This window comes from Flavobacterium wongokense (genome assembly GCF_021608265.1).
Classification (GTDB): Bacteria; Bacteroidota; Bacteroidia; order Flavobacteriales; family Flavobacteriaceae; genus Flavobacterium; species Flavobacterium wongokense.
On sequence record NZ_JAKIHP010000011.1, the window covers coordinates 1 to 24694 of the forward strand.

Below are 24694 nucleotides of genomic sequence, written 5' to 3' on the forward strand. Positions count from 1 at the left end.
AGTGAACTTCGTTTAGCGGGTGCAAAAGTAAAGAACTTTTTATTTCTGACAAGCTTTTTTGAAAATAATTTTGAAATATTTTCTATTGACTTGATTTTTAAACTTTCAGGGGAAATTTTTGGGATTGTAAATTTAATTGGTTTCAATTAAACCTCCAAATTTTTCGTGGATAAAAGTTTTTAACAGAAATGATTTATAAGAACTTGTGCTTTATTGCGGGTGCAAAAGTAGTACAGTTTTTTGCTTTTGCAAATGTTTTGACAACTCTTTTTTGAAGTTTTTTACAACCTGTTGGTTTTATGGATTTTGCATTTGAAAGTTTTTTTAATCAAATATCTTTAACAAGCAAAAAGTGTCTTTTAGCCCCGATGGAAGCGAGCTACCATGTAGCGCGGACAGCGGGACTGCGCTTCCTGAAAACAGCAAATGTTGTGCTACTCAAATACATTTATATATTATGCTACTTTATATTGTAAGTGTTTTGGTAATCTTATATATTTGCAACCTATAAAATTTTAGGAATGATAAAGATTACACTACCTGACGGTTCGGTTAAGGAGTTTGCGCAAGGCACGACTCCGATGGATGTTGCAAAAAGCATTAGTGAAGGATTAGCGCGAAATGTTATTTCGGCTTCTTTTAATGGTACAACAGTTGAAACGGAAACCCAATTGACCACCGACGGTTCTCTTATATTGTATACATGGAATGACAAGGAAGGCAAAAAAGCGTTTTGGCATTCGACTTCGCACGTTATGGCTCAGGTTTTAGAGGAGCAGTTCCCTGGAATTAAACTGACTCTTGGGCCGGCGATTGACAATGGTTTTTATTATGATGTGGATTTTGGTGATAAGAAAATCACGGATGCCGATTTTAAAGCCATTGAAGACCGTGTTTTGGAAGTATCAAGAGAAAAGCACGAATTTAAGATGCGTTCGGTTTCTAAGGCTGAAGCTTTGGAGATTTATAAAAACAATGAATACAAGACCGAGTTGATTTCGAACCTGGAAGACGGAACAATTACGTTCTGCGACCATGCCAACTTCTTTGACTTATGCCGCGGTGGACACATTCCGAATACCGGAATCATCAAGGCGATGAAAATCATGAGCGTTGCCGGTGCTTACTGGCGTGGTGATGAGAAAAACAAGCAGTTGACACGTGTTTACGGAATTTCGTTTCCTAAGCAAAAAGATTTAACTGATTACCTGGAATTGCTTGAAGAAGCAAAACGCCGTGATCACAGAAAGCTTGGAAAGGAATTGGAATTATTTGCTTTCTCGCAAAAAGTCGGGCAGGGATTGCCATTGTGGCTGCCAAAAGGTGCTGCATTGCGTGATAGATTGGAGCAGTTTTTGAAAAGAGCGCAGAAAAAAGCAGGCTACGAGCAGGTTGTGACTCCACATATCGGACAAAAGGAATTGTACGTAACTTCGGGACATTATGCCAAATATGGAGCTGATAGTTTCCAGCCAATCCATACTCCGGCTGAAGGTGAGGAGTTTTTATTGAAACCTATGAACTGTCCGCATCACTGTGAGATTTACAACAACAAACCTTGGTCATACAAGGATTTACCAAAACGTTATGCTGAGTTTGGAACCGTTTACCGTTATGAGCAATCGGGGGAATTACACGGATTGACCCGTGTTCGTGGATTTACCCAGGATGACGCGCATATTTTCTGTACGCCGGATCAATTGGATTCTGAATTTAAAAAAGTTATTGACCTTGTACTTTATGTATTTGGTTCGCTAGGATTTGAAAACTTTACGGCTCAGGTTTCTGTGCGTGATTTGGATAATCCTGATAAATATATCGGTGATGTTGCTAACTGGGAGAAAGCCGAAAACGCCATCATCAGCGCAGCAAGAGATAAAGGTTTGAATTATGTGATTGAAAGTGGCGAAGCGGCATTCTATGGCCCGAAACTGGATTTTATGGTAAAAGACGCGTTGGGAAGAAGCTGGCAATTGGGAACAATCCAGGTAGATTACAATTTACCGGAACGTTTCGAATTGACTTATAAAGGTGCTGATGATAAGCTGCATAGACCGGTTATGATCCATAGGGCACCATTTGGTTCGATGGAACGATTCATCGCAATTTTATTGGAACATACTGCAGGAAATTTCCCGCTTTGGTTAATGCCTGAACAAGCCATTATTCTGTCTTTAAGCGAGAAATATGAAAATTATGCTAAAAAAGTTTTAGAATTGCTAGAAAATCACGAAATTCGCGCCCTAATTGACAACCGCAACGAGACGATTGGTAAGAAAATCAGAGAGGCGGAAGTTCAGAAAATGCCGTTTATGCTGATAGTTGGCGAGGAAGAAGAGAAAAACGGAACTATTTCTGTTCGTCGCCACGGACAGGAAGGAAAAGGAAATATTACAGTGTCTATCGATGAATTTGCCAAAATGGTGAAGGAAGAAATAGGAAAAACACTAAAAACATTTGAAGTTTAATTAAAAAAATAAAGCCATAGCAATTAGAAACAACAGAGGTCAATCACCTCGAGTAGAAAAAACAGCAGCCCACAGAATCAATGAATTAATCCGTGGCGTTTCAGAAGTCCGTTTAGTTGGAGAAAACATTGAGCCGGGAGTATTCAAATTTTCCGATGCCCTACGTTTAGCAGAAGAACAAGAAGTTGATTTGGTAGAGATTTCTCCAAATGCAGTTCCTCCGGTTTGTAAATTGATGGATTATGGAAAATTCATTTATCAGCAGAAAAAGCGTGAAAAAGAGTTAAAGGCTAAATCTACTCAAATCGTTGTAAAAGAAATCCGTTTTGGCCCTCAGACCGATGAGCACGATTACGAGTTCAAAAGGAAAAACGCTGAGAAGTTTTTAAAGGAAGGTTCCAAATTGAAAGCATTCGTTTTCTTTAAAGGACGCTCGATTATATATAAGGAACAAGGACAAATCCTATTACTGCGTTTAGCACAGGATTTGGAAGAATACGGAAAAGTGGAAGCAATGCCTGTTCTGGAAGGAAAAAGAATGATTATGTTCATTGCTCCAAAAAAGAAAAAGTAGGGCCGAGCGTTAATAAAATGTCCAGTGGACATTTTTAGCGAAGGAGCCAGGTGGCGCGATGGCAAACCTCTTAAAAAAATAGGTGCTGAAACAAATCAGCATAAAAGTAAAGTAAGTAAGTTAAATTAAATAAACTAGGAAAAAATGCCTAAAATGAAAACAAAATCCAGTGCTAAGAAGAGATTCAAAGTAACTGGTTCAGGAAAAATCAAGAGAAAGCACGCTTTCAAAAGTCACATCCTGACCAAGAAATCTAAAAAGCGTAAATTGGCTTTAACCCACTCTGCATTGGTTCACCCAACAGATGAGAAAAGTATCAAACAACAATTAAGAATTATCTAATCGACAATTGTCAATTAGATAATCTTTAGGTTAAAAAATTATTTAAAATAACCTTGGAGTATGGCCACAAAGTTACCTTGATTAAATTCGGTACGCCTGCTACAAAAAAACAGAAAAATTATGCCAAGATCAGTAAATTCAGTTGCTAAAAGAGCAAGAAGAAAAAAGATAATGAAGCAAGCCAAAGGTTTCTTTGGTCGTCGTAAAAACGTTTGGACGGTTGCTAAGAATGCGGTTGAGAAAGCAATGTGCTACGCTTACCGCGATAGAAAAGTGAACAAAAGAAATTTCCGTGCTTTATGGATTCAACGTATCAACGCTGGAGCTCGTTTGGAAGGAATGTCTTATTCACAATTCATGGGTAAGGTAAAAGCTAACGGAATCGAATTGAACCGTAAAGTTCTTGCCGATTTAGCTATGAACCACCCAGAAGCTTTCAAAGCAATACTTAAAAAAGTAAAATAAACGTTTGTACAACCTTATTTAACTTACTTATATATAGAAAACCCAGTCGAAAGATTGGGTTTTTTGTTTAAAAGCAAGCTAAAGCTTGCATACCTGAAGCCCACTGGGCTTCCTCCTCTTAATATCAAATTTAAAAAAGTAAAATAAACGTTTGTACAACCTTATTTAACTTACTTATATATAGAAAAGGCCAATCTTTTGATTGGTCTTTTTTTTATTTTTATAATAAAATCCCAGTCGACCCGAGCGAAGCGAATTGGCGAAGCAAAGATTGGGATTTTTTTATGGCGTGTCCCTTCGGGCCGGGCTTTCGGCTGCACATGGTGCTTGCCTCTATCCCTCACGCGGTTACGGCATAGTGACCACTTCCGCCTTATCCTTGGCCACATCCCTTCCCCATTGCGCTATCATTTCCAATAACGGTATCAATGATTTTCCAAAATCGGTTAAGGAATATTCCACTTTTAAGGGTGGCTTTAAGGTATGGACTTCACGCCTAATTACGCCGTCATCTTCCAGTTGCTTCAGCTGAAGGCTCAAAGTCCTTTCGGTCACCATAGGCATTTCCTTCCTTAACTCATTGTATCTTTTACAGCCATCCTTAAGATAAAACAAAATGACCGTTTTCCATTTGCCACCAATGAAATCCATAGTGATACTGGTACTGCAGGGATAAAACTTATCCTGGATTTTATACACCTCTTTTGCTCTTGTATCCATAAATTTAATACTATCCATTTGGATAGTTATTGCAAAGGTAAAATACTATACTTACTTTTGCAACTATAATTTTTATAGTATAAAAAATGAAGACTTATGTATTAAACGAAGCGGGCTCAGCAGAACAACTACAGCTCGTTCAATTAGAGAAACCAACACCCAACGCAAACGAAGTGCTGGTAAAAGTAAAAGCATTATCCATTAATCCTGTAGACATCAAAACAAGGATTGGTAAAAGCCTTTATTCCCAATTACGGGAAGAAGGTCCTGTTATATTAGGATGGGACATTTCTGGGACTGTGGAAGCTGTTGGCAGCGAAGTAAAAAACTTTAGAGTTGGTGATGATGTTTTTGGCATGATAAACTTTCCAGGTAACGGAAAAGCGTATGCCGAATATGTAACAGCTCCCGAAGCGCATTTGACAAAAAAACCAAAATCAGTTCCCCATGAAGAAGCAGCCGGAGCTACTTTAGCTGCCTTAACAGCCTATCAGGTTTTGAAAAGGCATGTCAAACCAAATGACCATGTTTTAATTCATTCTGCTGCCGGTGGCGTTGGTCATTTTGCCGTGCAGATTGCCAAAATCTTAGGTGCAAATGTGACCGCCATAACCTCTGGCAAAAACACAGCATTTGTAAAATCATTAGGCGCAGATACAATTGTTGACTATACCATACAACCTTTTGAAGATGTTATTAAAGATCAGGATTTTGCTTTGGAAACCTTATCTGGCGAGAATTTGAAACGCACAATCAAGGTGATTAAAAAAGGAGGTGGAATTGTTACTTTACCTTCAGGTGGGATTGATGATGAAGTTACCAAATTGGCTAATGAAAAAGGAATCAATGTCGCGTTTGAAATGGTGGAAAGCAACGGGAATGATATGCAGCAAATAGCCGAATGGCTTGAGAATGGGAAATTAAAAACACACATTTTTGAAGTGTATCCTTTTGACAGATTGATTGATGCACACAAGCAGATAGAAACAGGTAAAACCAGAGGAAAGGTGGTTGTGGCAATTTAAGTAAAAACCCAGTCAATTGATTGGGTTTTTTTAGTTACTGAGCAGTTGAATTGTAAAGTAACTGTGTGTTTTTCGAGAATACCTGTCCTTATTAGTTTAAAAAAGTGAAATTCCTTTACAGTTAGTTTATTGAGAGTGAAGTCGTTTTGGGAATATTTATTTTATTAGCTAAAAAAAGAAATGAAATAGTTGTAAATTATAGAATGATAAATTACATTTGCAACCGCTTAAAGCGAAAGTTCTTAAGATATTGAAAATTTAGGAGAGGTGCCGGAGTGGTAACGGAGCAGATTGCTAATCTGTCGACGGGTAACCGTCGCCAGGGTTCGAGTCCCTGTCTCTCCGCTTTTTTAGGTTCTGTGTGACCTTTTATCTAATTCCACTAGATAATGAATACACGGGGTGTAGCGTAGCCCGGTTATCGCGCCTGCTTTGGGAGCAGGAGGCCGCAGGTTCGAATCCTGCCACCCCGACAAGAAGAATTTTCTAAGAGCTTGGTTCCATAGCTCAGCTGGATAGAGCAACTGCCTTCTAAGCAGTAGGTCGAAGGTTCGAATCCTTCTGGGATCACAAGATAAACCATTGAGAAATCAATGGTTTTTTTGTTTAAAAGCATTCCATAATTTGTAATAAAAGATTAGTTTTGCACTACAAAACAACAACATAAAAATCATGAGCAAAAAAGTAGTAATCGTTTCAGCAGTCAGAACCCCAATCGGGAGTTTTATGGGTTCATTATCAACTGTTACAGCTACCCAATTAGGAGCAACTGCCATTAAAGGCGCTTTAAATAAAATCAATTTAGACCCGGCTTTAGTCAATGAAGTATTAATGGGTAACGTAGTCCAGGCCGGAGTTGGACAGGCACCTTCCCGTCAGGCGTCTAAATATGCAGGTTTGCCGGACAATGTTCCTTGTACTACCGTAAACAAAGTATGTGCTTCGGGAATGAAAGCGGTAATGCAGGGCGCACAGGCCATTATGGCTGGTGATGCCGAAATTGTTGTAGCCGGAGGAATGGAAAACATGAGTCTGATTCCGCATTATGTACATATGAGGAATGGCGTAAAATTTGGCCCAACAACATTGGTTGACGGAATGCAGAAAGATGGTTTAACTGATGCTTACGACGGAAATGCAATGGGAGTTTGTGCCGATTTGTGTGCCACCGAATATAAAATTACCCGTGAAGAACAGGATGCTTTCGCAATCCAGTCTTACGAGCGTTCAGCAAAAGCATGGGAAGCAGGAAAGTTCGACAATGAAGTTGTTCCTGTAGAAATCCCACAACGTCGTGGAGAACCGATTGTTTTTGCCAAAGACGAAGAATATACCAATGTAAAATTGGACAAAATCCCTGCACTTAACGCAGTATTTACCAAAGACGGAACTGTTACGGCTGCAAATGCTTCAACGATCAACGATGGTGCTGCTGCTTTAGTTTTAATGAGCGAGGAAAAAGCAAATGCTTTGGGTTTGAAACCTTTGGCTTATATCAAATCATACGCTGATGCAGAGCAGGAACCAAAATGGTTTACGACATCACCGGCTAAAGCATTGCCAAAAGCATTGGACAAAGCAGGAATTTCACTTTCAGACGTTGACTTTTTTGAATTCAACGAAGCGTTTTCAGTAGTTGGTTTGGCAAACGCTAAAATCCTAGGTTTAGATAATGATAAAGTAAATGTAAATGGTGGTGCAGTTTCATTAGGACATCCTCTTGGCTGTTCCGGAGCGAGAATCATTGTGACTTTGATTAATGTTTTGGAACAAAACAATGCCAAAATTGGAGCAGCTGCAATCTGTAATGGAGGTGGCGGTGCTTCTGCAATTGTTATCGAAAGAGCCTAAAAAAAAATTATTATAAATTCTAAATTTTGAATTTTAAATTAATTGTGATTGAAATTCTGAGCCTTTTAAAATTTATAATTCAAAATTCAAAATAATTTAGATGTTTGCCATTTGTAACCTTGCCATAATTCCATTGCGTGCCGAAGCCAGCGACCGAAGCGAAATCGTTTCGCAGGTATTGTTTGGTGAGCATTTTGAAATTATTGAAACGCAGAACCAATGGTCAAAAATCAGGTTGGAATTCGACAGCTATGAAGGCTGGGTCGATTCCAAACAATATCAAATCATTTCAGAAAAAAGCTTTAAGGCGTTGTCAAAAGATGCCATAATCCTCAATTCTGATTTGGTGGAATATGTGACCAACGCGCAAAATGTTTTGTTACCAATTCCATTGGGCGCATCGTTGTCATTTTTGCACCACAGCGAAATCAACATCGAGAATCTTGAGTTTGAAGGCATGAGGGCAAGTGGCGTTAAATCGAAGGCAGATTTGATTACAACAGCTTATATGTACCTGAACGCTCCTTATCTTTGGGGTGGAAAAACGCCTTTCGGAATCGATTGTTCGGGTTTTACCCAAATGGTATACAAACTTAATGGCTACAAACTGCTTCGCGATGCCTCACAACAATCCACTCAAGGCGATGCATTGAGTTTCATTGAGGAAAGCGAGCCTGGAGATTTAGCCTTTTTCGACAATGAGGAAGGAAAGATAATCCACGTTGGCATCATCATGGCCAACAATTATATCATCCACGCCAGTGGAAAAGTCCGAATTGACCGATTGGATCATTTGGGCATTTACAATGCTGAACAGAACAGGCATACGCACCGTTTGCGTGTCATCAAAAAAATAATCTAAACCGAACAATTGTTCGGTTTTTTTATTTAAATTGGATTGCTAAAACCTTCCAGATGAAACATTTCTACAAAACCGCATTGCTTTTCATTATCCTGACTGCAACAAGCTGCCTAAAGAATAAAGACGAAAAAACAACTGACGATTCGAGATATCAGCCCAAGGAATTTGTAGAACTCAAACATCCCGAATGGGCAAAGAATGCCACGATTTATGAGGCAAACATCCGTCAGTTTACTCCTGAAGGAACCTTCAAAGCATTTGAATCGCACCTGCCAAGGATTAAGGCAATGGGGATTGATATCATCTGGCTGATGCCCATCCATCCTATCGGAATAGAAAAAAGAAAAGGAACATTAGGCAGTGAATATTCGGTAAAGGATTATTACGGCATCAATCCCGAATTTGGAACCAAGGAAGATTTCAAGCATTTGGTGGATAAAATCCACAGCATGGGAATGCATGTAATTGTTGATTGGGTTGCGAATCATTCGTCATGGGATAACCAGCTTGCAAAAGACCATCCGGATTGGTATACAAAAACCGAAGAAGGAAATTTCCAGCCAACACCTTGGTACGATTGGGATGACGTAATCGACTTTGATTATGAAAAACCCGGAATCCGTAAATACATGACCGAAGCTTTGGTATATTGGGTTAAGGATTTCAATATTGATGGGTATCGATGCGATACCGCTGGTTTTTTACCAACCGATTTCTGGGATAATGCCCGTGCAGAAATGGATGCTGTAAAACCTGTCTTTATGTTGGCCGAATGGGAATCAAGGGATTTACATAAAAACGCTTTCGACATGACCTATTCGTGGACCTTCTTTGATAAGATGGTTGCCGTAACCCGCGACAAAAAAAGCATGGGAGGCTTGGTAGAATACATGGCGCATGACGTGAGCACTTTTCCGCGTGATGGCTACCGCATGCTTTTCACAGACAATCACGATATGAATTCCTGGAACCACAATATGTTTTACAATTTTGGCGATGGATTGGAAGCTTCGATGGTTTTGTGCGGAACAGTTAATGGAATGCCTTTGGTTTATGGTGGACAGGAAGCAGGATTGAATCGTTCGCTGAAATTTTTTGACAAGGATTTAATCGACTGGAGCAAGATGCCTTATGAAGCATTATTCAAAAAACTATTTGAACTCAAGCATAAAAACCATGCCTTATGGAATGGAAAGGAAGGCGGTGTAATGGTGCGTATCTTTAACGATAAAATGGAGCAGGTAATTTCATTTTCACGAACAATGGGCAACGACAAAGTGATTAATATTACCAATTACAGCGACAAACCTGTAACTGTAAAATTAAATTCGGCACACCAAAAAGGAGATTATACCGAATTATTTTCGGGTGAAAAAATCACACTGAAAAGCGACGATGTTTTTGAGTTGAAACCTTGGGAATACAAGGTTTTGGTAAAATAAAAAATCCCCTCGAAAGTGAGGGGATTTTTTATTGTGTTTTATTTCATCAGGAAGTTGAGCCCAACGTTAAAGCTGGAACGCGTATTGGTAACGGCTGAATATTGATTATCCTTGAAGATATCGGTAAAACCACCTTGCCCATCATATTCCAAAAAGATTTTTAGTTTGTTGGATACCGGTATTTTCACTCCGATGCCCACTGCCAAACCAAAATCATTGGAATTGAATGCATCTGAAATATCCGAATCAAATCGGGTGTCTTTGGCGTCAAGCAAAAATCCTAAATAAGGCCCGAAATTCAAATACCAGTTTTTCTTATTGCCAAAATGCCAGTTCGCCATAACAGGTATCGTTAGGTAATTCAGATTAATATCCGTTGGATAAACATTTCCACCAATGTCTTCAATGTAATCGTTATCCCAGCCTTTTTGGTCATAAATCAGTTTTCCTTTGATACTCCATGAAGGGGAAAAATAATAATCAATCTGACCTCCAACATTTAATCCGCTTCCTGTATCTGTGGAATCATATTCATCGGAAGCAGAGGAGCTATTGTATCCAATGTTAAATCCGAATTCAACATCGCCTTTTTTCTGCTGTGCAAAAAGTGTGGCTGATAATCCCAACACCGCAACGAGTGTTATAATATTTTTTCTCATAGGTTTACGTTTTACAATATCAAATGTAGTCATTTTAAGGAAATAACAGCTATTTAAATTCCTTTCAGGGTTTCAACAAAATAGTCGATTTCTTCGTTGGTATTGTAATGACTGAATGAAATCCGAAGGCTTGGTTTTGCCAGCGCCTCTTCGGTAAGCATTTCTGCCAAAACATGCGATGGCTTTATGCTCCCACTTTGACACGCACTTCCTCTGGAAACTGCAATTCCTTTCATGTCGAGATTAAACAGAATCATTGCTGTTTTTTCAGGTGAAAAAGGCAGCAATACATTTAATATATTATAAAAAGTAGCTGCCCCATTTACTTCAACTGCAGGGAATGCAGCTTTAAGCTGACCAAAGCAATAGGTTTTCAGGTTGGAAATAAATGCTCTCTCTTCGGTTAAATGCTCATAAGAAAGCTCAAGTGCTTTTGCCATTCCGGCAATTTGGTGCACCGATTCGGTTCCTGCACGCCAGCCTTTTTCCTGCTCGCCACCAAAAATCATAGGCTGCAACACCAGATTTTTACGGACAAATGCAAATCCGATTCCTTTTGGACCATGGAATTTATGCGCGCTTGCCACGACAAAATCAACGGGAAGCTGCTGTAAATCCAGTTCGGTTTTTCCAATCGACTGAACGGTATCGCAATGGAATAAGGCTTTCGCCTGATGGCATAATGCCCCTATCCTATTGATATCATTAATCACTCCGGTTTCATTATTGACATGCATCAGTGAGACGATGGTTTTAACATCTTCTGAAAGTAGTTTTTCGAGTCGTGGATAATCCAAAACACCATCGCAATCCACATTCAGGTATTCGACCTGAATGCCAAATTCATCCTGCAACGCCAATATGGTATACAAAGTTGCATGATGTTCAACCCTCGAAGTAATGATTCGTTTAACTCCGAAATCCTTTACCGCACTTCGTAAAATCCAGTTGGTTGCTTCAGTCGCGCTCGAAGTAAATACAATTTCCTGCGCATTGCAATGCAAATACCTGGCAATTGTTTTTCTAGAAGTTTCGATAACCGCTTTGGAGCTTCTGCCAATGCTATGCGTTGAAGATGGGTTTCCAAATTCTGACTGCATGACTTTAACCATTTCGTCAATTACTTCTTGGCGGATTGGTGTCGTAGCTGCGTTATCGAGGTATATTTTTTGCATGGTGCAAATATAAAAAGGAGTGTTCTTAATTAAATGATAAAAGGAGAAATTAATAGTATAAAAAACTTATTTTTGCTTAAAAATTATACTACTCCAATGAAAAGAATATTAAGTCTGCTTACATTATTATTGTTCATTACTGCTTGTGATGATGGAGATTTAACTGTAGATGTTATTGATTTTTCTGAAGCTCCGGCTCTAAAATGCCCTGTTAAGGATGTGATTTACAAAGTAAAGGGTTCGGAAATGCTGTTTATCGAAATTCCGTCTACCTATTTTACCGAAAACGAAACGCTTCCAGACGAACCTATTGAAGTAGCATTATCCACCACTGTAAAAGTCACTTACAGGAAATACGATGACACAGTAACCCAACTAAATATTTGCCCTACAGTTCCTGACGGTACACCAAATGTGGTTGAAGAATGGAAAGCCTCTTCGGGAATAATCCAGATTAAGGCTACTGCTATAAAAACTACCGATACCACTACAGGAGCAACAAAAATCACTGGATATATCTATAACATTACTTTCAAGAATATCACTTTTGAAAAACCTGCTGGACCACAGGGTTATGAAACATTCCCTTTTGGAAATTACAGCACAACCATCAGCCCTTTAGCATTTGGATTTGATGACCAGGCTGATAAAAGCACCTGCGATGACAGGATTTTTAACTTTAGCGGAAGCGAGGCTTTAATCCTTGATGTTGGTACTAATTATCCAACCTTATTTGCAAGCACTGTTACGACTACACCAAGAACTGCGTTGATAGATTCGACTAACAAACTGACCTATAAATTGTTTACTAACACCGTCAACAATACGTATTTCTGCGCCACGACGCCTCCAGCAACACCAACACTTTCTCAGGAATGGAATGCTGAAAACGGAGTTGAAGCGGTTAGCGGAATCATAGAAGTTACCACAACAACATTTGGAAGCGATTATCAGCATACCGTTCATTTAAGGAATGTTATACTGAGAAAAGGCAACAGCACCTTTACGCTTGGAAATGATTATCTATACGGAAGTTTTATAACTCCTTAATTCGTTAAAAGCATGCCAACTGACTGTATCAGCTACCAAAAATCGGGGTATTTCGCTAAATTAATTGTAGATTATTTAGATGAAAAATCCGAATTGAAAACGCTTTACAATCGTTTCCCAAAACTGGAGAACTTCAAAGCCCAGATTGACGAAAAAACGCAAAATTTTCCACAACAAAACAGGGATGTTTTGGTTGCTGCCCTTCAAAATCAATACAAGGGTTTCGAGGTTTCTGAGGCAACCAATAACAATATTTCACTTTTATCGGATGCCAAAACATTTACCATTACTACAGGCCATCAACTGAACCTGTTTACTGGTCCGTTATATTTTTTATATAAGATTGTCAGCACTATTAATTTGTGTTCGACCTTAAAAAAAGAATATCCCGAATATAATTTTGTCCCTGTATATTGGATGGCGACTGAGGACCACGATTTTGAGGAAATCAATTATTTCAATTTCAAAAACATAAAAATCAAATGGAACGCGGAAAGCCATGGCCCGGTTGGAAGACTATCAACATCCGGATTGGAAGAGGTTGCAGCAGTTTTTGCTTCCGAATTGGGAATTGGTCAAAATGCTGATTACCTGAAAAAGCTTTTTGAAGAAACTTACTTAAAACATGGCAATCTCGCTGATGCTACTCGGTTTTTGGCGAATGAATTATTTGGAAAAAAAGGATTGGTCATTTTGGATGGTGATGATACCGACTTAAAACAGTTATTCGCTCCATATGTTAAAAATGAATTGCTGAATCAAACTTCTTTCAAAAAGGTTTCCGAAACCAATTCGGTGATTGAAAAAGAATATCAAATCCAGGTAAACCCTAGGGAAATCAATCTGTTTTACATTGAAGACAATCTTAGGGAACGTATCCTGTTTGAAGATAATTTATTCAAAATCAACAACACCAAACTTGCATTTTCTGAAAAGGAAATCATGGAATTGTTGGAAAATAATCCTGAGAAATTCAGCCCCAATGTGATCCTGAGGCCTTTGTACGAAGAAATCATTTTACCAAATTTATGCTATATTGGCGGCGGTGGGGAAATCAGTTACTGGCTGCAGTTAAAGTCTAATTTTGAAGCCAATCGAATCACTTTTCCAATATTGTTGATCCGCAATTCTGTTGTACTTGCTACCGAAAAACAATTTCAGAAAGCCGACAAGTTAGAGCTTTCGTGGGCGGATTTATTCAGTAACCAACAGGAATTATTCAATAACAAAACGAAAGAATTCTCTAAGTTCAACCTTGATTTTTCGGAACAAAAAGAGTTTTTGAAACAACAGTTTGAGAAATTACAGGAAATTGCAAAACAAACCGACAAATCATTCCTTGGCGCTGTAAATGCACAACAAACCAAGCAAATCAAAGGTTTGGACAATTTAGAAAAACGATTGCTTAAAGCCGAAAAGAGAGTCCATGCCGAAAAGCTGGAACTGATTTTATTGCTTCAAAATCAGTTGTTTCCAAATCAGGGTCTACAGGAACGGAAAGCAAACTTCTCTGAATTCTACCTGGATGCGAGCACTACGCTGATTGAAAAACTCTTGCAGCAACTTGATCCGTTAGAGCCTAACTTTACGATAGTGAGTCTTTAAACGATAAGTTTTCAACACGAAAACGTTTGCGTTTTTTCAATTGTAACATTTTGATTTACATTAGCCCAACCTAATTTAAATCAACACTTTATGAAAAAACAATTACTTTATTCATTTGCATTTTTATTCTTTGCTTTTGGCATAAACGCACAAACCATTTCATTGGTGGGTAGCTGTACTCCTGAAAATGATTGGGGTGCAGATTACGACATGGTTACTTCAGATAATATTAGCTATACTTTATATAATTTTCCACTAACCACTGCAACCGATGCTGCGACAACCGGGCTTAAGTTCAGGCAGGATCATGACTGGACCGTTAACTGGGGAAATGCCAACTGGCCATCAGGAACTGCGACCCAAGGCGGTGCAAACATCATGTGTGTGGCCGGAACTTACGATATTACCTTCAACAGGACTAACGGAACCTATACGTTTATTCCATCGACATTTACTAGAGTTGGTATTTGGGGTCCGGCTGTTGATTCCCAAAATGGTTTTGCCGGCCCTGATGTAGATATGGTAACCACAGATGGAATCCATTATACACTTTCGGGCTTTTATTTCAGTAGTGGAACTGCTTATTTTAGGTATAATGACGATAGCTTTACCACTTTTGGGAGTGTGTCCTTTCCAACGGGGAATGCGGTTGAACACGGTCCATCCATTCAGGTTACTGGTGGTGAATGGTTTGTAACCTATAATAAAGATACCGGTGCCTATAGTTTTGCCTATCCAAGTATTGGTATTTTGGGAACGGCTACTTCTGTGGGTTGGGGTGAAGATATCGATTTATCCACCAATGATGGTTTTGAATATATCATCAACAATTTACCGCTGACCGATGGTGTTGCAAAATTCCGAAAAGACAATTTATGGGATCAAAACTGGGGTTCATTGGGATTTCCATCCGCAACAGGAATACAGAATGGTCCGGATATTCCGGTAACAGCGGGAACGTATAATATTGTTTTTCAAAAAGCCAGCGGGCATTATTTGTTTACCAATACATTGTCCAACCCCGAACATTCGATTTCAAAAATAAAAATCTATCCAAATCCAACAACAACTGTTTGGAACCTGTCGCATACAACCAATATAGATAGTGTGGAGCTTTTTGATGTATCCGGAAAAGTTATCGGAGAATTCAGCCCAAATTCAACTCAATTCCAATTAGACGCAACAACTCTGAGTAAAGGCGTTTATTTTGTAAAGATTAAATCGGGATTGGATTTTACAGTTCAAAAAATTATACGGAATTGATTGCCATTCTATTTTTAATAATGGTTTAAAAGATTTACTTTTGCACCAAATTAAAACAAACAAAAAAATGGCAACGAATAGAACATTCACAATGATTAAGCCAGATGGTGTTGAAAACGGACACATCGGTGGAATTTTGAATATGATTACTGAAGGTGGTTTCAGAATTGTAGCAATGAAATTAACACAATTGACAGTAGCTGATGCTAAGGCATTTTACGCTGTTCACGCTGAAAGACCTTTCTACGGAGAATTGGTAGAATTCATGACACGTGGACCAATTGTAGCAGCTATCCTTGAAAAAGACAATGCTGTTGAAGATTTCAGAACCTTGATTGGAGCTACAAACCCTGCACAGGCTGCAGAAGGAACTATCCGTAAAAAATATGCAGCTTCAGTTGGAGAAAATGCAGTTCACGGTTCAGATAGCGATGAAAATGCAGCTATCGAAGGTGCTTTCCACTTTGCTGGAAGAGAGCAGTTTTAATAACAGAATTTGCCCAAAATAAAAAATCCCATTTCTTTCGAAATGGGATTTTTTTATGATTTTATTTTATTATAAACTCTTTGTTTCAAATATCTTCATCATCTCAGCAGCCTTTGCATTTTTATTGACCGCTTTCAAAGCCTGGGCATATCTGTAGTAATAAACAGCATCCAGGTTATCGGCTCTGTCAAATAATTCGGCATACCATTTTGCAGCCAAAACCAAATCACCATCAAAGAAATGCCTGTCTGCAACCTTGGTCAACATATCAACAGAACGGTATCCTTTATCCAAAGTCCTTTCATAGGTAGCAACCACATCAATATTGACAAACTCACGTTGCTTTTTTGGAGGCAGCACATCAACTTTTACTGGTTTTGCTTCGCTTTTTATAGCACCTGAAAAGTTTTTAGGCTCTTTATTGCTCAATATCTCAACAGCCACAGCTTTGGCTTTTATCTTTCCGTACTTGGGAGTAATGATCCTAACGTTGTTTACCCCTAAGTCTTTGGGAGTAATCATGTTCAGATTGGGAACATTATAGGTTCTGATACTGCCTCCGAAATTCATATTGATTCGTTCTTCAACATGATAGGAAACAATTGCAAGATCATTTCGGGACGCCAGGTCCTGGTTTGTGATCGTTTTGCTTTGGGCAATGCTGCTATAAGAAGCTCCAATTGCCAGAATGAAGAGGGCAAGTTTTTTCATAATTTTTGCAATTAATGGTTAAGGAGGTTGCTTATAGTCTTGGGTAGAGCAAAGTTATACAGGGTATGTTTTGATGGTACTTTTTACCTGTACATAACTCAAAAAATCGACGAACTGCACTTTTTTTTAACAATTAAGGGTAAAATTGGGGTAGTTATTAACAATTTACCGTAAAACGACTAATAACTTTCGTCAAAAAATAATGTAAGTTATTTCAATAAAACTATAACAGAAATTTTGGAATGCGGAAGTAATTTTATCAAACTTAATTACTCACTTAAATCAAAACGTCATGAAAAGACAATTGCAATTTACGTTTCTCTACATTTTAGTGGTTATCCTTTTTTCCAGCTGTGAATTGGTTAAAGGTATTTTTGAAGCCGGAATGGGATTTGGGATTTTTATAGTCGTAGCAGTAATTGCACTGATCATATTTATCCTGAGCAAAATCGGTGGGAAAAAATAAAGTCCCAATTTCTTGGGACTTAAGTTATCTTAAACTTGCCAAACTTTGTTCAATCGTGGCAATTTTTGCTAAAGCATCAGCTTCTTTCTTGCGTTCGTTGTCAATTACTTGTGGCGGGGCACCGGCAACAAACTTCTCGTTGGATAGTTTTCCCTGTACACTACGAAGGAAGCCTTGGGTATATTTCAGTTCTTCTGTCAGTTTTGCAATCTCAGCAGCAATATCAATATTGCCCGAAACCGGAATAAAGTATTCGTTTGATTTTACCCTATACGTTAAAGCGCCATCAACCTTATCGGTAACATAATCTAAAGCACCAACATTCCCCAACTTCATAATTACGCTGTCAAAGTAAGTTGAAACTTTTTCATTGTTTACCACTTTCAAATCAATCGCATCTTTCATTGCAATATTTTTGTCTTTACGAATGGTTCTCAATCCGGCAATAACCTCAGAGGCAAATTCGAAATCAGCAATCAGCTTATCATCAAATGAGGTCATTTTTGGATACTCGGCAATGATTAATGCCTGCTCCGGAGTCCTCTCAGCGATATACTGCCAGATTTCCTCTGTTAGGAATGGCATGAATGGATGCAGTAATTTCAAATTGGCTTCCAACATTTCAATGGCTTTATTGAAAGTTGCCCTGTCAACTGGCTGTTGATACGCTGGTTTTATCATTTCCAAAAACCACGAGCAGAAATCATCCCAAACCAATTTGTAAATTGCCATCAAAGCATCAGACAATCTGTATTTTTCAAAATGATCGTCGATTTCAACTAAAGTCTGCTGCAGTTTGGCTTCAAACCATTCAATCGCCACTTTAGAACTTTCGGGTTGCGGGATATCGGCAACTTCCCATCCTTTAATCAGACGGAAAGCATTCCATATTTTATTGGCAAAAGCCTTACCGTTATTACATAATTCCTCATCAAACAGGATGTCATTCCCGGCTGCAGCACTCAATAATAAACCAACACGAACCCCATCGGCACCAAATTTCTCAATCAGTTCCAAAGGTTCTGGAGAATTTCCTAATGACTTAGACATTTTGCGTCGCTGTTTGTCACGAACCAATCCGGTCAGATAAACATTGCTGAATGGTTTTTTACCGGTATACTCATAACCCGCAATGATCATACGCGCTACCCAAAAAAACAAAATATCTGGTCCGGTAACCAAATCATTGGTTGGATAATAATATTTGAAATCCTCGTTTTCAGGGTCAAGAATTCCTCCAAAAACAGCCATCGGCCACAACCAGGATGAGAACCAGGTATCAAGCGCATCGGCATCCTGACGCAGGTCTGAAATTTGAAGCTGGCCGTTTCCAGTTCTTTCTTTGGCCAAAACCAAAGCATCGTTGATATTTTCGGCAACAACAAAATCCTCTTTACCATCACCGTAGTAATAAGCCGGAATTTGTTGTCCCCACCATAACTGGCGTGAGATATTCCAATCGCGGATGTTTTCGAGCCAATGACGATAGGTATTATTGAAACGCGATGGATATAATTTGATTTCCTCTGTTTCCAATACTGCTTTTATAGCTGGTTTTACCAATTCTTCCATTCCCAAAAACCATTGATCGGATAATCTTGGTTCGATTACCGCTTTAGTTCTTTCAGAAGTCCCAACTTTATTTAAGTGTGTTTCCGTTTTTGCTAAAGCTCCGCTTGCTTCCAGTTCTTTGGCGATTTCTTCACGAACCACAAAACGGTCTTTCCCCTGATAATGCAATCCGTAACTATTCAAAGTCGCGTCTTCATTGAAAATGTCAACGATTTCAAGATTGTGCTTTTCACCCAATGTTTTATCATTAACATCGTGTGCCGGAGTTACTTTAAGGCAGCCTGTACCAAACTCAACATCTACATATTCGTCCTCAATAATTGGAACAACCCTTCCACAAATAGGAACAATTGCTTTTTTTCCTTTTAAATGGGTGAAGCGTTCGTCATTTGGATTGATGCAAACAGCGGTATCCCCAAAAATGGTTTCAGGACGCGTAGTTGCAACGGTCAGAAAATCGGAACTTCCTTCGATTTGGTATTTCAAAAAGTATAATTTCCCTTGTCTTTCCTCAAAGATTACTTCTTCATCGGACAAAGTGGTTTTGGCTTCAGGATCCCAGTTTACCATTCGGTAACCGCGATAGATATATCCTTTATTGTATAAGTCGACAAATGATTTGATAACCGAAGCACTCATATCAGGATCCATCGTGAACTTGGTCCTGTCCCAATCACACGAACAGCCCAATTGTTTTAGCTGTTCTAATATCGTTCCGCCATATTTATCAGTCCACGCATGCGCATGCACTAAAAATTCCTCACGGGTTAAATCGTTTTTGTTGATGCCTTCGCTTTTTAGTTTGGCCACAACTTTAGCCTCAGTTGCTATGGAAGCATGGTCCGTTCCCGGAACCCAACATGCATTAAACCCTTTTAAACGCGCACGACGGATTAAAACATCCTGAATCGTATTGTTAAGCATGTGCCCCATGTGCAGCACTCCGGTCACGTTTGGTGGCGGAATGGTTATCGTATACGGTTTCCTATGGTCGGGTTTTGAATGAAAATAGTTGTTTTTCATCCAGTAGTCGTACCACTTTTTCTCTACTTCTTTGGCGTTGAACTGTGCAGGAATCATATAATGAGTTATGAATTATAAGTTATAAATTATGAGTTTCAAAAATACGATGCGTTTCTCTTCTAGCCCCGATTGCAACAAACTACCATGTAGTTGTGGAAAGCGGGAATACGGCTGGCTGATAAGCCCAAGCCACTCGCTCCTAAAACCATTTGGCATGCATTTTGCAAACTCCCTGCAAAAGTAACTAATAAAGACTTTAGAAAAAATTAAGAATTAAATTTTTGTGTATTAATTGAAACAAAGTATTTTTACTAACCAAATAACAAATTTGAACCTATGAAAAAATATATACTTTTAGCTTTTATCCTTGTAAATGCTGCTGTTTTTGCCCAAAAGGGACCAAAAATCGAGTTTAAGGACAAAGACAATACGATTGATTATGGAACGACCAATAAGGAAGATGACAATGGTATCCGTTCTTTTGAGTTTACCAATACCGGTGATGCGGACCTGGTTATTACCAATGTACAATCGACTTGTGGTTGTACAGTACCATCAAAACCGACAGAGCCAATCAAACCTGGTAAAACCGGAAAGATTGATGTAAAATACAATATGCACACCGGGCCAATCCGAAAAACAATTACCGTAGAAAGTAATGCAGTAAACGTTGAAGAAGGTCGTGTAGCGATAAAGATTAAAGGCGAAGTGGTTGAGAAACCGGTAGTTAACTTACTTGAGAAAAAGTCGAGTTCACCAATGATGAATTAAAAAAAGCCCCGGGAAATCGGGGCTTTTTCATTATATGATTTTCCTGAGCTGGAATTTGAACCTGTAGTTTTTGCCGTCTCTTTCGACTTCCAAATCAATTGTCTTTCCTTCTTCCGATTTGAGCAGATCATTAATCATTTCGATAGTATATCCGTGAGCCGAATGCTGGTTTACCCTTAAAATCCGGTCGCCTACCTTTACTCCTGCCTTTTCAGCTTCCGAATCCTTTCGCACACTGGCAATCCTAAATACAGGTTTGAGTGTAAAGCGTATTTTTAGGCTGTTCTGTAGGTTTTCTTCACGCGCATCTGTATAGATTTTTATCCCCTCAACCTGTTTTTCCTCATAGCTTTCCTTAACCCATTCCAGTCCCGCATGCTCAATTTCGATTCCGCTCATATTGAATTGAAAAGGCAGCTTGATATTACCATTGGGTTTGGTATAAATCGCATGGTTTAAATAATCAAAGACTACGGTAAACCTTGAAATGATTTCACTTCCTATGGAGCCAATCCTGTTGGGAACAAAATTGACACTTTTTACAGAAACCGAATCGGGAAAGGTGATTAACGGATAATCAAATGTTTTCCTGCCAAATTCAAAACTGCGCATTCTACCTCTTTTACCATAAACGTTTCCACTAAATCCTCGTCCCAGATAATCATCTATATTTTTTAAAGGCAGCTTTATCTTATTGGTTTTATTGGTGAAAATCCACACGGCATCACTATTTCCGGTGTCCAACAATAGTTTGGAAGGAACTGTGGCGTTGTCGGTTTTTAGGTTTGAAATGATATAGGGTTTTTTCTCTTCTATGGTTATCGAATCTTTGGCAAATTTCTTTTGAAGCTTCGCCGCAATCTTCTTGTGATTGTGCTCGTATACAAAAATCTTTTTCCGGTCATAATCGATTTCAACGATATGCTTCTTAAAAAAATTATAGCCCAGGATTCCGTTTACCGGAATTCCAACCTGAGAGGAAAAATTAAATTCCTGATCGAGTATGATGTAAATTTCGTGGTTGTTATCCACAAAATCCTTCATTTCCACTTTGTTCCGCGATGATTTGTACGAATCAATGGCTTCCTTGCTTCCCAAACCTCTCAGTTTGAGTTTTTCCAAATCAAACAGCTTTACCTCTTCTTTGTCATCCAAACTAAAAAGTATTGTCTGCTCTACTCCCGTATCCAGCAAAAAGGTCAATTCCTCACCATTGACAACCACAGGTACAAAGATTAAATTATTGATAAACTTAAAAGGGATTGCGGTTTTTCCTCTTGGATTATTTATCTGAAATTCCGATTGGCTGAAGCCATAAATGGAAAATAACAGAAAAAATAGTAGTTGCCTTAAACGCATTAGGAATGATTTTGCATAAAAATAAAAAAATAATTTTCTGTTACCCCATTTTTAACAAATTATATCTGCGGGAATGAATTGCAAACCAATTAAAAAAGTCGCAAATTTGCAGTTCCAAAAACAAACAACTATGCCGAAGATTTCATTAAAAGGTCAAAAAATGCCGGAATCGCCAATTAGAAAATTGGTTCCTTATGCTGAAATTGCCAAAAAGAAAGGTAACAAAGTTTATCATTTGAATATTGGCCAGCCAGATATTAAAACACCCGAAGTAGCTTTGAATGCTGTAAAAAATGCCGATATCAAGGTATTGGAATACAGCCATTCTGCAGGTTTTGAAAGTTACCGTACCAAACTTTCCGCTTATTACAAATCACACGGTTTGCCAATTGATGTTGCCGACATCATCATCACAACAGGTGGTTCTGAAGCTTTGTTATTTGCAATGGGAAGCACTATGGATGTTGGTGACGAAATTATTATCCCTGAACCATTTTATGCCAACTATAACGGATTTTCAACAGCTTCAGGCGTAACCGTTGTACCGGTAATCTCGACTATTGACGAAGGTTTTGCCCTTCCTCCTATCGCAGCTTTTGAAAAACTGATCACGCCTAAAACCAAGGCAATCCTAATCTGCAATCCAGGAAATCCAACAGGTTATCTGTATTCGAAAGAAGAAATCCTGCAACTGGCGGAAATCGTAAAAAAACACGATTTGTTCCTTATTGCTGACGAAGTTTACCGCGAATTCATTTATGACGAAAACGAAGCACACTTCTCGGTAATGAACGTTCCCGGAATAGAGCAAAATGCCATCATGATTGATTCGGTTTCGAAAAGATACAGCATGTGTGGCGCACGTATTGGCTGCATTGTTTCCAAAAACAAGGAAGTAATGGCAACCGCAATGAAATTTGCACAGGCGCGTTTAAGCCCGCCAACCTACGAGCAGATTGCCAGCGAAGCTGCCATTGAAACGCCACAAAGTTATTTCGACGATGTCGTAGCTGAATACAAGGAAAGAAGAGACACTTTGATTGCCGAATTACAAAAAATTGACGGTGTAAAAGTGGCCACTCCAAAAGGAGCATTTTACTGCATCGCCAAACTGCCGGTTAAAAACGCCGATGATTTTGCACAATGGCTTCTGGAAACCTATGATAACAACAAAGAAACGGTGATGGTTGCTCCCGCAGCTGGTTTCTATTCCACGCCAAATGTTGGCCTTGACGAAGTCCGAATCGCGTATGTCCTCAAAAAAGACGATTTGATTCGCTCGGTTGCCATTCTTAAAGAGGCTTTAGAAGTTTATAACAATAAGTAATTTTCAAAAATCCATTCCTAACCCGAATGGATTTTTTTATTGACTTTGTCATTCCCGCGAAGGCTGGAATCCATTTTAGGAGCAGAGCATCCTGCATCTTTACACTCCTGCTCCCGCTATACATTGCAATCTTTTTAGGATTGTATTTCCCTTTCGCTTTGCTACAGGGCAATCCTAAAAAGGATTTCCATTACTATCGGGGCTAGCGATTACCTTTTGTTTATCTATGAAATTTAAATATACCTGAAGCCCACTGGGCTTCCTCCTCTTAATATCAAATTATCGGGGCTATCGGGATTGTATCAATCCTTATCCTTAAAAATAAACCCTCCTTTTGTGAGCCAGGATATCCCAAACGAAACCAACGCAATCGTTTCACAAATAAGTGTCGGCCTGTAATCCCTAATCACAATATGGATTGCCTTAATGCTGCTGATTGGGATGCAGGCTGCAGCAACAAGCATCGTAATTCCGCATGCTATATATATTTTATTCCTTTTTCTTTTTTTGACAGTCTTATAGCCTTTACTCATTGTAAAAAGTTTAATGGACATATAGGAAAGCGTACAAAAAAATAAACCCGCGGTGATATAATGTATGATGCTGATTATATCATTCTTTACTTCACGTTCTGATGTAGGGAAAAAAGCAATGCCCAACGCAAATATTCCGGCAAACTTACTGGCAATCGAATCTTTCGCCGTATAACCGTGATACGAAACCAGGAATAGTGAGATTCCGCAGATGACTCCAACAAGTGCATTCCTCATTCCACTATAATAATAAGCACTTACAGAACCTCTTATTACAAAGGAGTGATCGGTTATAAAAGCTCCTAATACCAGAGTTGGTACTAATAAAAATGCGAGAAACCCTATAATCTTCCGCATGGTCATATAGGTAATGGTAATAGAATCCGGGTCTTTTAACTTGAAGTTTAGCATAAGTAAATCAATTTAAGTTATACATATTGATTGTTCTTTAAAACTGGTAGAGCATATTATGCTTACCTAAACTACATAAAAACATAAAAAGACACCTTAAATGGATCTGCTTACTCGACAAAATAACGGTATTGTCGATTAAGTGTTAATTACAAAGCATAGATGCTCCATAGATAAAGCATAGATAAAGCATAGATACTTCATAGATAAAGCATAGATAGTGTATTACTAGTGCGTTGTGGATTATGTAAAATATAGAAGATGTCAATAAAAAAGCCCTGACTGAGTCAGGGCTTTTTTTATAAACTTTGCCACTTTGTGGCTCTCTTTATCGCTTCAGTGTAAAGTGCGCTTTAAAGGTTGACGGCAGTGCCGTGGTTGGTTCAATGAAGTCAACCGTAAACCAGTAATCATCTGCAGGCAACAGGTGTCCGTTAAACGTTCCATCCCAACCCGGTCCGTTGGCACTGATCTGTTTGAGCAGTTTGCCATAACGGTCAAAGATGTAAATCCTCGCTCCGTTCTGTCCGCTC

At 38.8% G+C, this 24694-nt stretch carries 23 protein-coding genes and 3 tRNA genes; 18 read left to right on the top strand and 8 right to left on the bottom strand.

Annotation, left to right across the window (positions count from 1 at the left end):
* The first annotated feature begins 521 nt into the window (after positions 1-521).
* From thrS to rplT, 4 genes are all read left to right on the top strand, one after another.
* On the top strand, positions 522-2468 hold the full coding sequence (thrS, locus tag L1S31_RS14575) for a threonine--tRNA ligase (RefSeq protein WP_236465523.1): 1947 nt from the start codon (positions 522-524) through the stop codon (positions 2466-2468).
* 76 nt (positions 2469-2544) lie between these two features.
* A complete protein-coding gene (gene infC / locus L1S31_RS14580; RefSeq protein ID WP_236465543.1) occupies positions 2545-3042 on the top strand; it encodes a translation initiation factor IF-3 in 498 nt (165 codons plus the stop codon).
* A 144-nt stretch (positions 3043-3186) separates the two neighbouring features.
* A complete protein-coding gene (gene rpmI, locus L1S31_RS14585) occupies positions 3187-3384 on the top strand; it encodes a 50S ribosomal protein L35 (RefSeq protein WP_136151968.1) in 198 nt (65 codons plus the stop codon).
* A 120-nt stretch (positions 3385-3504) separates the two neighbouring features.
* Complete coding sequence (rplT, locus tag L1S31_RS14590; RefSeq protein ID WP_236465524.1) at positions 3505-3849, top strand: 50S ribosomal protein L20; 345 nt, start codon at positions 3505-3507, stop codon at positions 3847-3849.
* 348 nt (positions 3850-4197) lie between these two features.
* On the opposite strand, the gene L1S31_RS14595 is transcribed toward rplT, so the two are convergent.
* A complete protein-coding gene (locus L1S31_RS14595) occupies positions 4198-4569 on the bottom strand; it encodes a winged helix-turn-helix transcriptional regulator (RefSeq protein WP_305039136.1) in 372 nt (123 codons plus the stop codon).
* Positions 4570-4655: 86 nt separating this feature from the next.
* Here L1S31_RS14595 and L1S31_RS14600 point away from each other — a divergent pair, with 86 nt between their 5' ends.
* From L1S31_RS14600 to L1S31_RS14630, 7 genes are all read left to right on the top strand, one after another.
* The gene (locus L1S31_RS14600; protein ID WP_236465525.1) at positions 4656-5594 is read left to right on the top strand and encodes an NADP-dependent oxidoreductase; all 939 of its coding nucleotides are present in this window, start codon (positions 4656-4658) and stop codon (positions 5592-5594) included.
* Positions 5595-5855: 261 nt separating this feature from the next.
* Positions 5856-5939 (top strand) — tRNA-Ser (locus L1S31_RS14605).
* 53 nt (positions 5940-5992) lie between these two features.
* Positions 5993-6067 (top strand) — tRNA-Pro (locus L1S31_RS14610).
* A 23-nt stretch (positions 6068-6090) separates the two neighbouring features.
* Positions 6091-6164, top strand: a tRNA-Arg gene (locus L1S31_RS14615).
* 102 nt (positions 6165-6266) lie between these two features.
* Complete coding sequence (locus L1S31_RS14620; protein ID WP_236465526.1) at positions 6267-7445, top strand: acetyl-CoA C-acyltransferase; 1179 nt, start codon at positions 6267-6269, stop codon at positions 7443-7445.
* A gap of 100 nt (positions 7446-7545) precedes the next feature.
* Positions 7546-8307, top strand: coding sequence for a C40 family peptidase (locus L1S31_RS14625; protein WP_236465527.1), 762 nt, complete (start codon positions 7546-7548; stop codon positions 8305-8307).
* A gap of 53 nt (positions 8308-8360) precedes the next feature.
* Positions 8361-9749 carry an alpha-amylase family glycosyl hydrolase gene (locus tag L1S31_RS14630; protein WP_236465528.1) on the top strand — a complete coding sequence of 463 codons (1389 nt, stop codon included), beginning with the start codon at positions 8361-8363 and terminating at the stop codon, positions 9747-9749.
* A 38-nt stretch (positions 9750-9787) separates the two neighbouring features.
* On the opposite strand, the gene L1S31_RS14635 is transcribed toward L1S31_RS14630, so the two are convergent.
* On the bottom strand, positions 9788-10408 hold the full coding sequence (locus L1S31_RS14635; RefSeq protein ID WP_236465529.1) for a porin family protein: 621 nt from the start codon (positions 10406-10408) through the stop codon (positions 9788-9790).
* Positions 10409-10461: 53 nt separating this feature from the next.
* Positions 10462-11583 carry a cysteine desulfurase family protein gene (locus tag L1S31_RS14640; protein ID WP_236465530.1) on the bottom strand — a complete coding sequence of 374 codons (1122 nt, stop codon included), beginning with the start codon at positions 11581-11583 and terminating at the stop codon, positions 10462-10464.
* Positions 11584-11679: 96 nt separating this feature from the next.
* Between L1S31_RS14640 and L1S31_RS14645 the strand changes: the two genes are divergently transcribed.
* From L1S31_RS14645 to L1S31_RS14660, 4 genes are all read left to right on the top strand, one after another.
* Positions 11680-12633, top strand: a complete 954-nt coding sequence (locus tag L1S31_RS14645; protein ID WP_236465531.1) for a hypothetical protein — start codon at positions 11680-11682, stop codon at positions 12631-12633.
* A 12-nt stretch (positions 12634-12645) separates the two neighbouring features.
* Positions 12646-14238, top strand: a complete 1593-nt coding sequence (bshC, locus tag L1S31_RS14650; RefSeq protein ID WP_236465532.1) for a bacillithiol biosynthesis cysteine-adding enzyme BshC — start codon at positions 12646-12648, stop codon at positions 14236-14238.
* A gap of 90 nt (positions 14239-14328) precedes the next feature.
* Positions 14329-15501, top strand: a complete 1173-nt coding sequence (locus L1S31_RS14655) for a T9SS type A sorting domain-containing protein (RefSeq protein ID WP_236465533.1) — start codon at positions 14329-14331, stop codon at positions 15499-15501.
* 67 nt (positions 15502-15568) lie between these two features.
* Complete coding sequence (locus tag L1S31_RS14660) at positions 15569-15988, top strand: nucleoside-diphosphate kinase (protein ID WP_236465534.1); 420 nt, start codon at positions 15569-15571, stop codon at positions 15986-15988.
* 69 nt (positions 15989-16057) lie between these two features.
* Here L1S31_RS14660 and L1S31_RS14665 read toward each other — a convergent pair whose 3' ends face one another.
* A complete protein-coding gene (locus tag L1S31_RS14665) occupies positions 16058-16699 on the bottom strand; it encodes a hypothetical protein (protein WP_236465535.1) in 642 nt (213 codons plus the stop codon).
* Between the two features lie 292 nt (positions 16700-16991).
* Between L1S31_RS14665 and L1S31_RS14670 the strand changes: the two genes are divergently transcribed.
* Entirely contained in the window at positions 16992-17165 is a 174-nt protein-coding gene (locus tag L1S31_RS14670) for a hypothetical protein (protein WP_236465536.1), read from the top strand.
* Between the two features lie 24 nt (positions 17166-17189).
* Here L1S31_RS14670 and L1S31_RS14675 read toward each other — a convergent pair whose 3' ends face one another.
* The gene (locus L1S31_RS14675) at positions 17190-19817 is read right to left on the bottom strand and encodes a valine--tRNA ligase (protein WP_236465537.1); all 2628 of its coding nucleotides are present in this window, start codon (positions 19815-19817) and stop codon (positions 17190-17192) included.
* A gap of 279 nt (positions 19818-20096) precedes the next feature.
* Here L1S31_RS14675 and L1S31_RS14680 point away from each other — a divergent pair, with 279 nt between their 5' ends.
* On the top strand, positions 20097-20531 hold the full coding sequence (locus L1S31_RS14680; RefSeq protein ID WP_236465538.1) for a DUF1573 domain-containing protein: 435 nt from the start codon (positions 20097-20099) through the stop codon (positions 20529-20531).
* A 30-nt stretch (positions 20532-20561) separates the two neighbouring features.
* On the opposite strand, the gene L1S31_RS14685 is transcribed toward L1S31_RS14680, so the two are convergent.
* Positions 20562-21890: an aspartyl protease family protein gene (locus L1S31_RS14685; protein WP_236465539.1), complete on the bottom strand. Its 1329-nt coding sequence runs from the start codon at positions 21888-21890 to the stop codon at positions 20562-20564.
* Between the two features lie 130 nt (positions 21891-22020).
* Here L1S31_RS14685 and L1S31_RS14690 point away from each other — a divergent pair, with 130 nt between their 5' ends.
* Complete coding sequence (locus L1S31_RS14690) at positions 22021-23217, top strand: pyridoxal phosphate-dependent aminotransferase (protein WP_236465540.1); 1197 nt, start codon at positions 22021-22023, stop codon at positions 23215-23217.
* A gap of 302 nt (positions 23218-23519) precedes the next feature.
* Here the strand turns inward: L1S31_RS14690 and L1S31_RS14695 are convergent, their stop codons facing one another.
* Positions 23520-24161 carry a hypothetical protein gene (locus L1S31_RS14695; protein ID WP_236465541.1) on the bottom strand — a complete coding sequence of 214 codons (642 nt, stop codon included), beginning with the start codon at positions 24159-24161 and terminating at the stop codon, positions 23520-23522.
* Positions 24162-24489: 328 nt separating this feature from the next.
* The coding region (locus L1S31_RS14700) for a T9SS type B sorting domain-containing protein (protein ID WP_236465542.1) at positions 24490-24694 on the bottom strand (205 nt) is incomplete at its 5' end.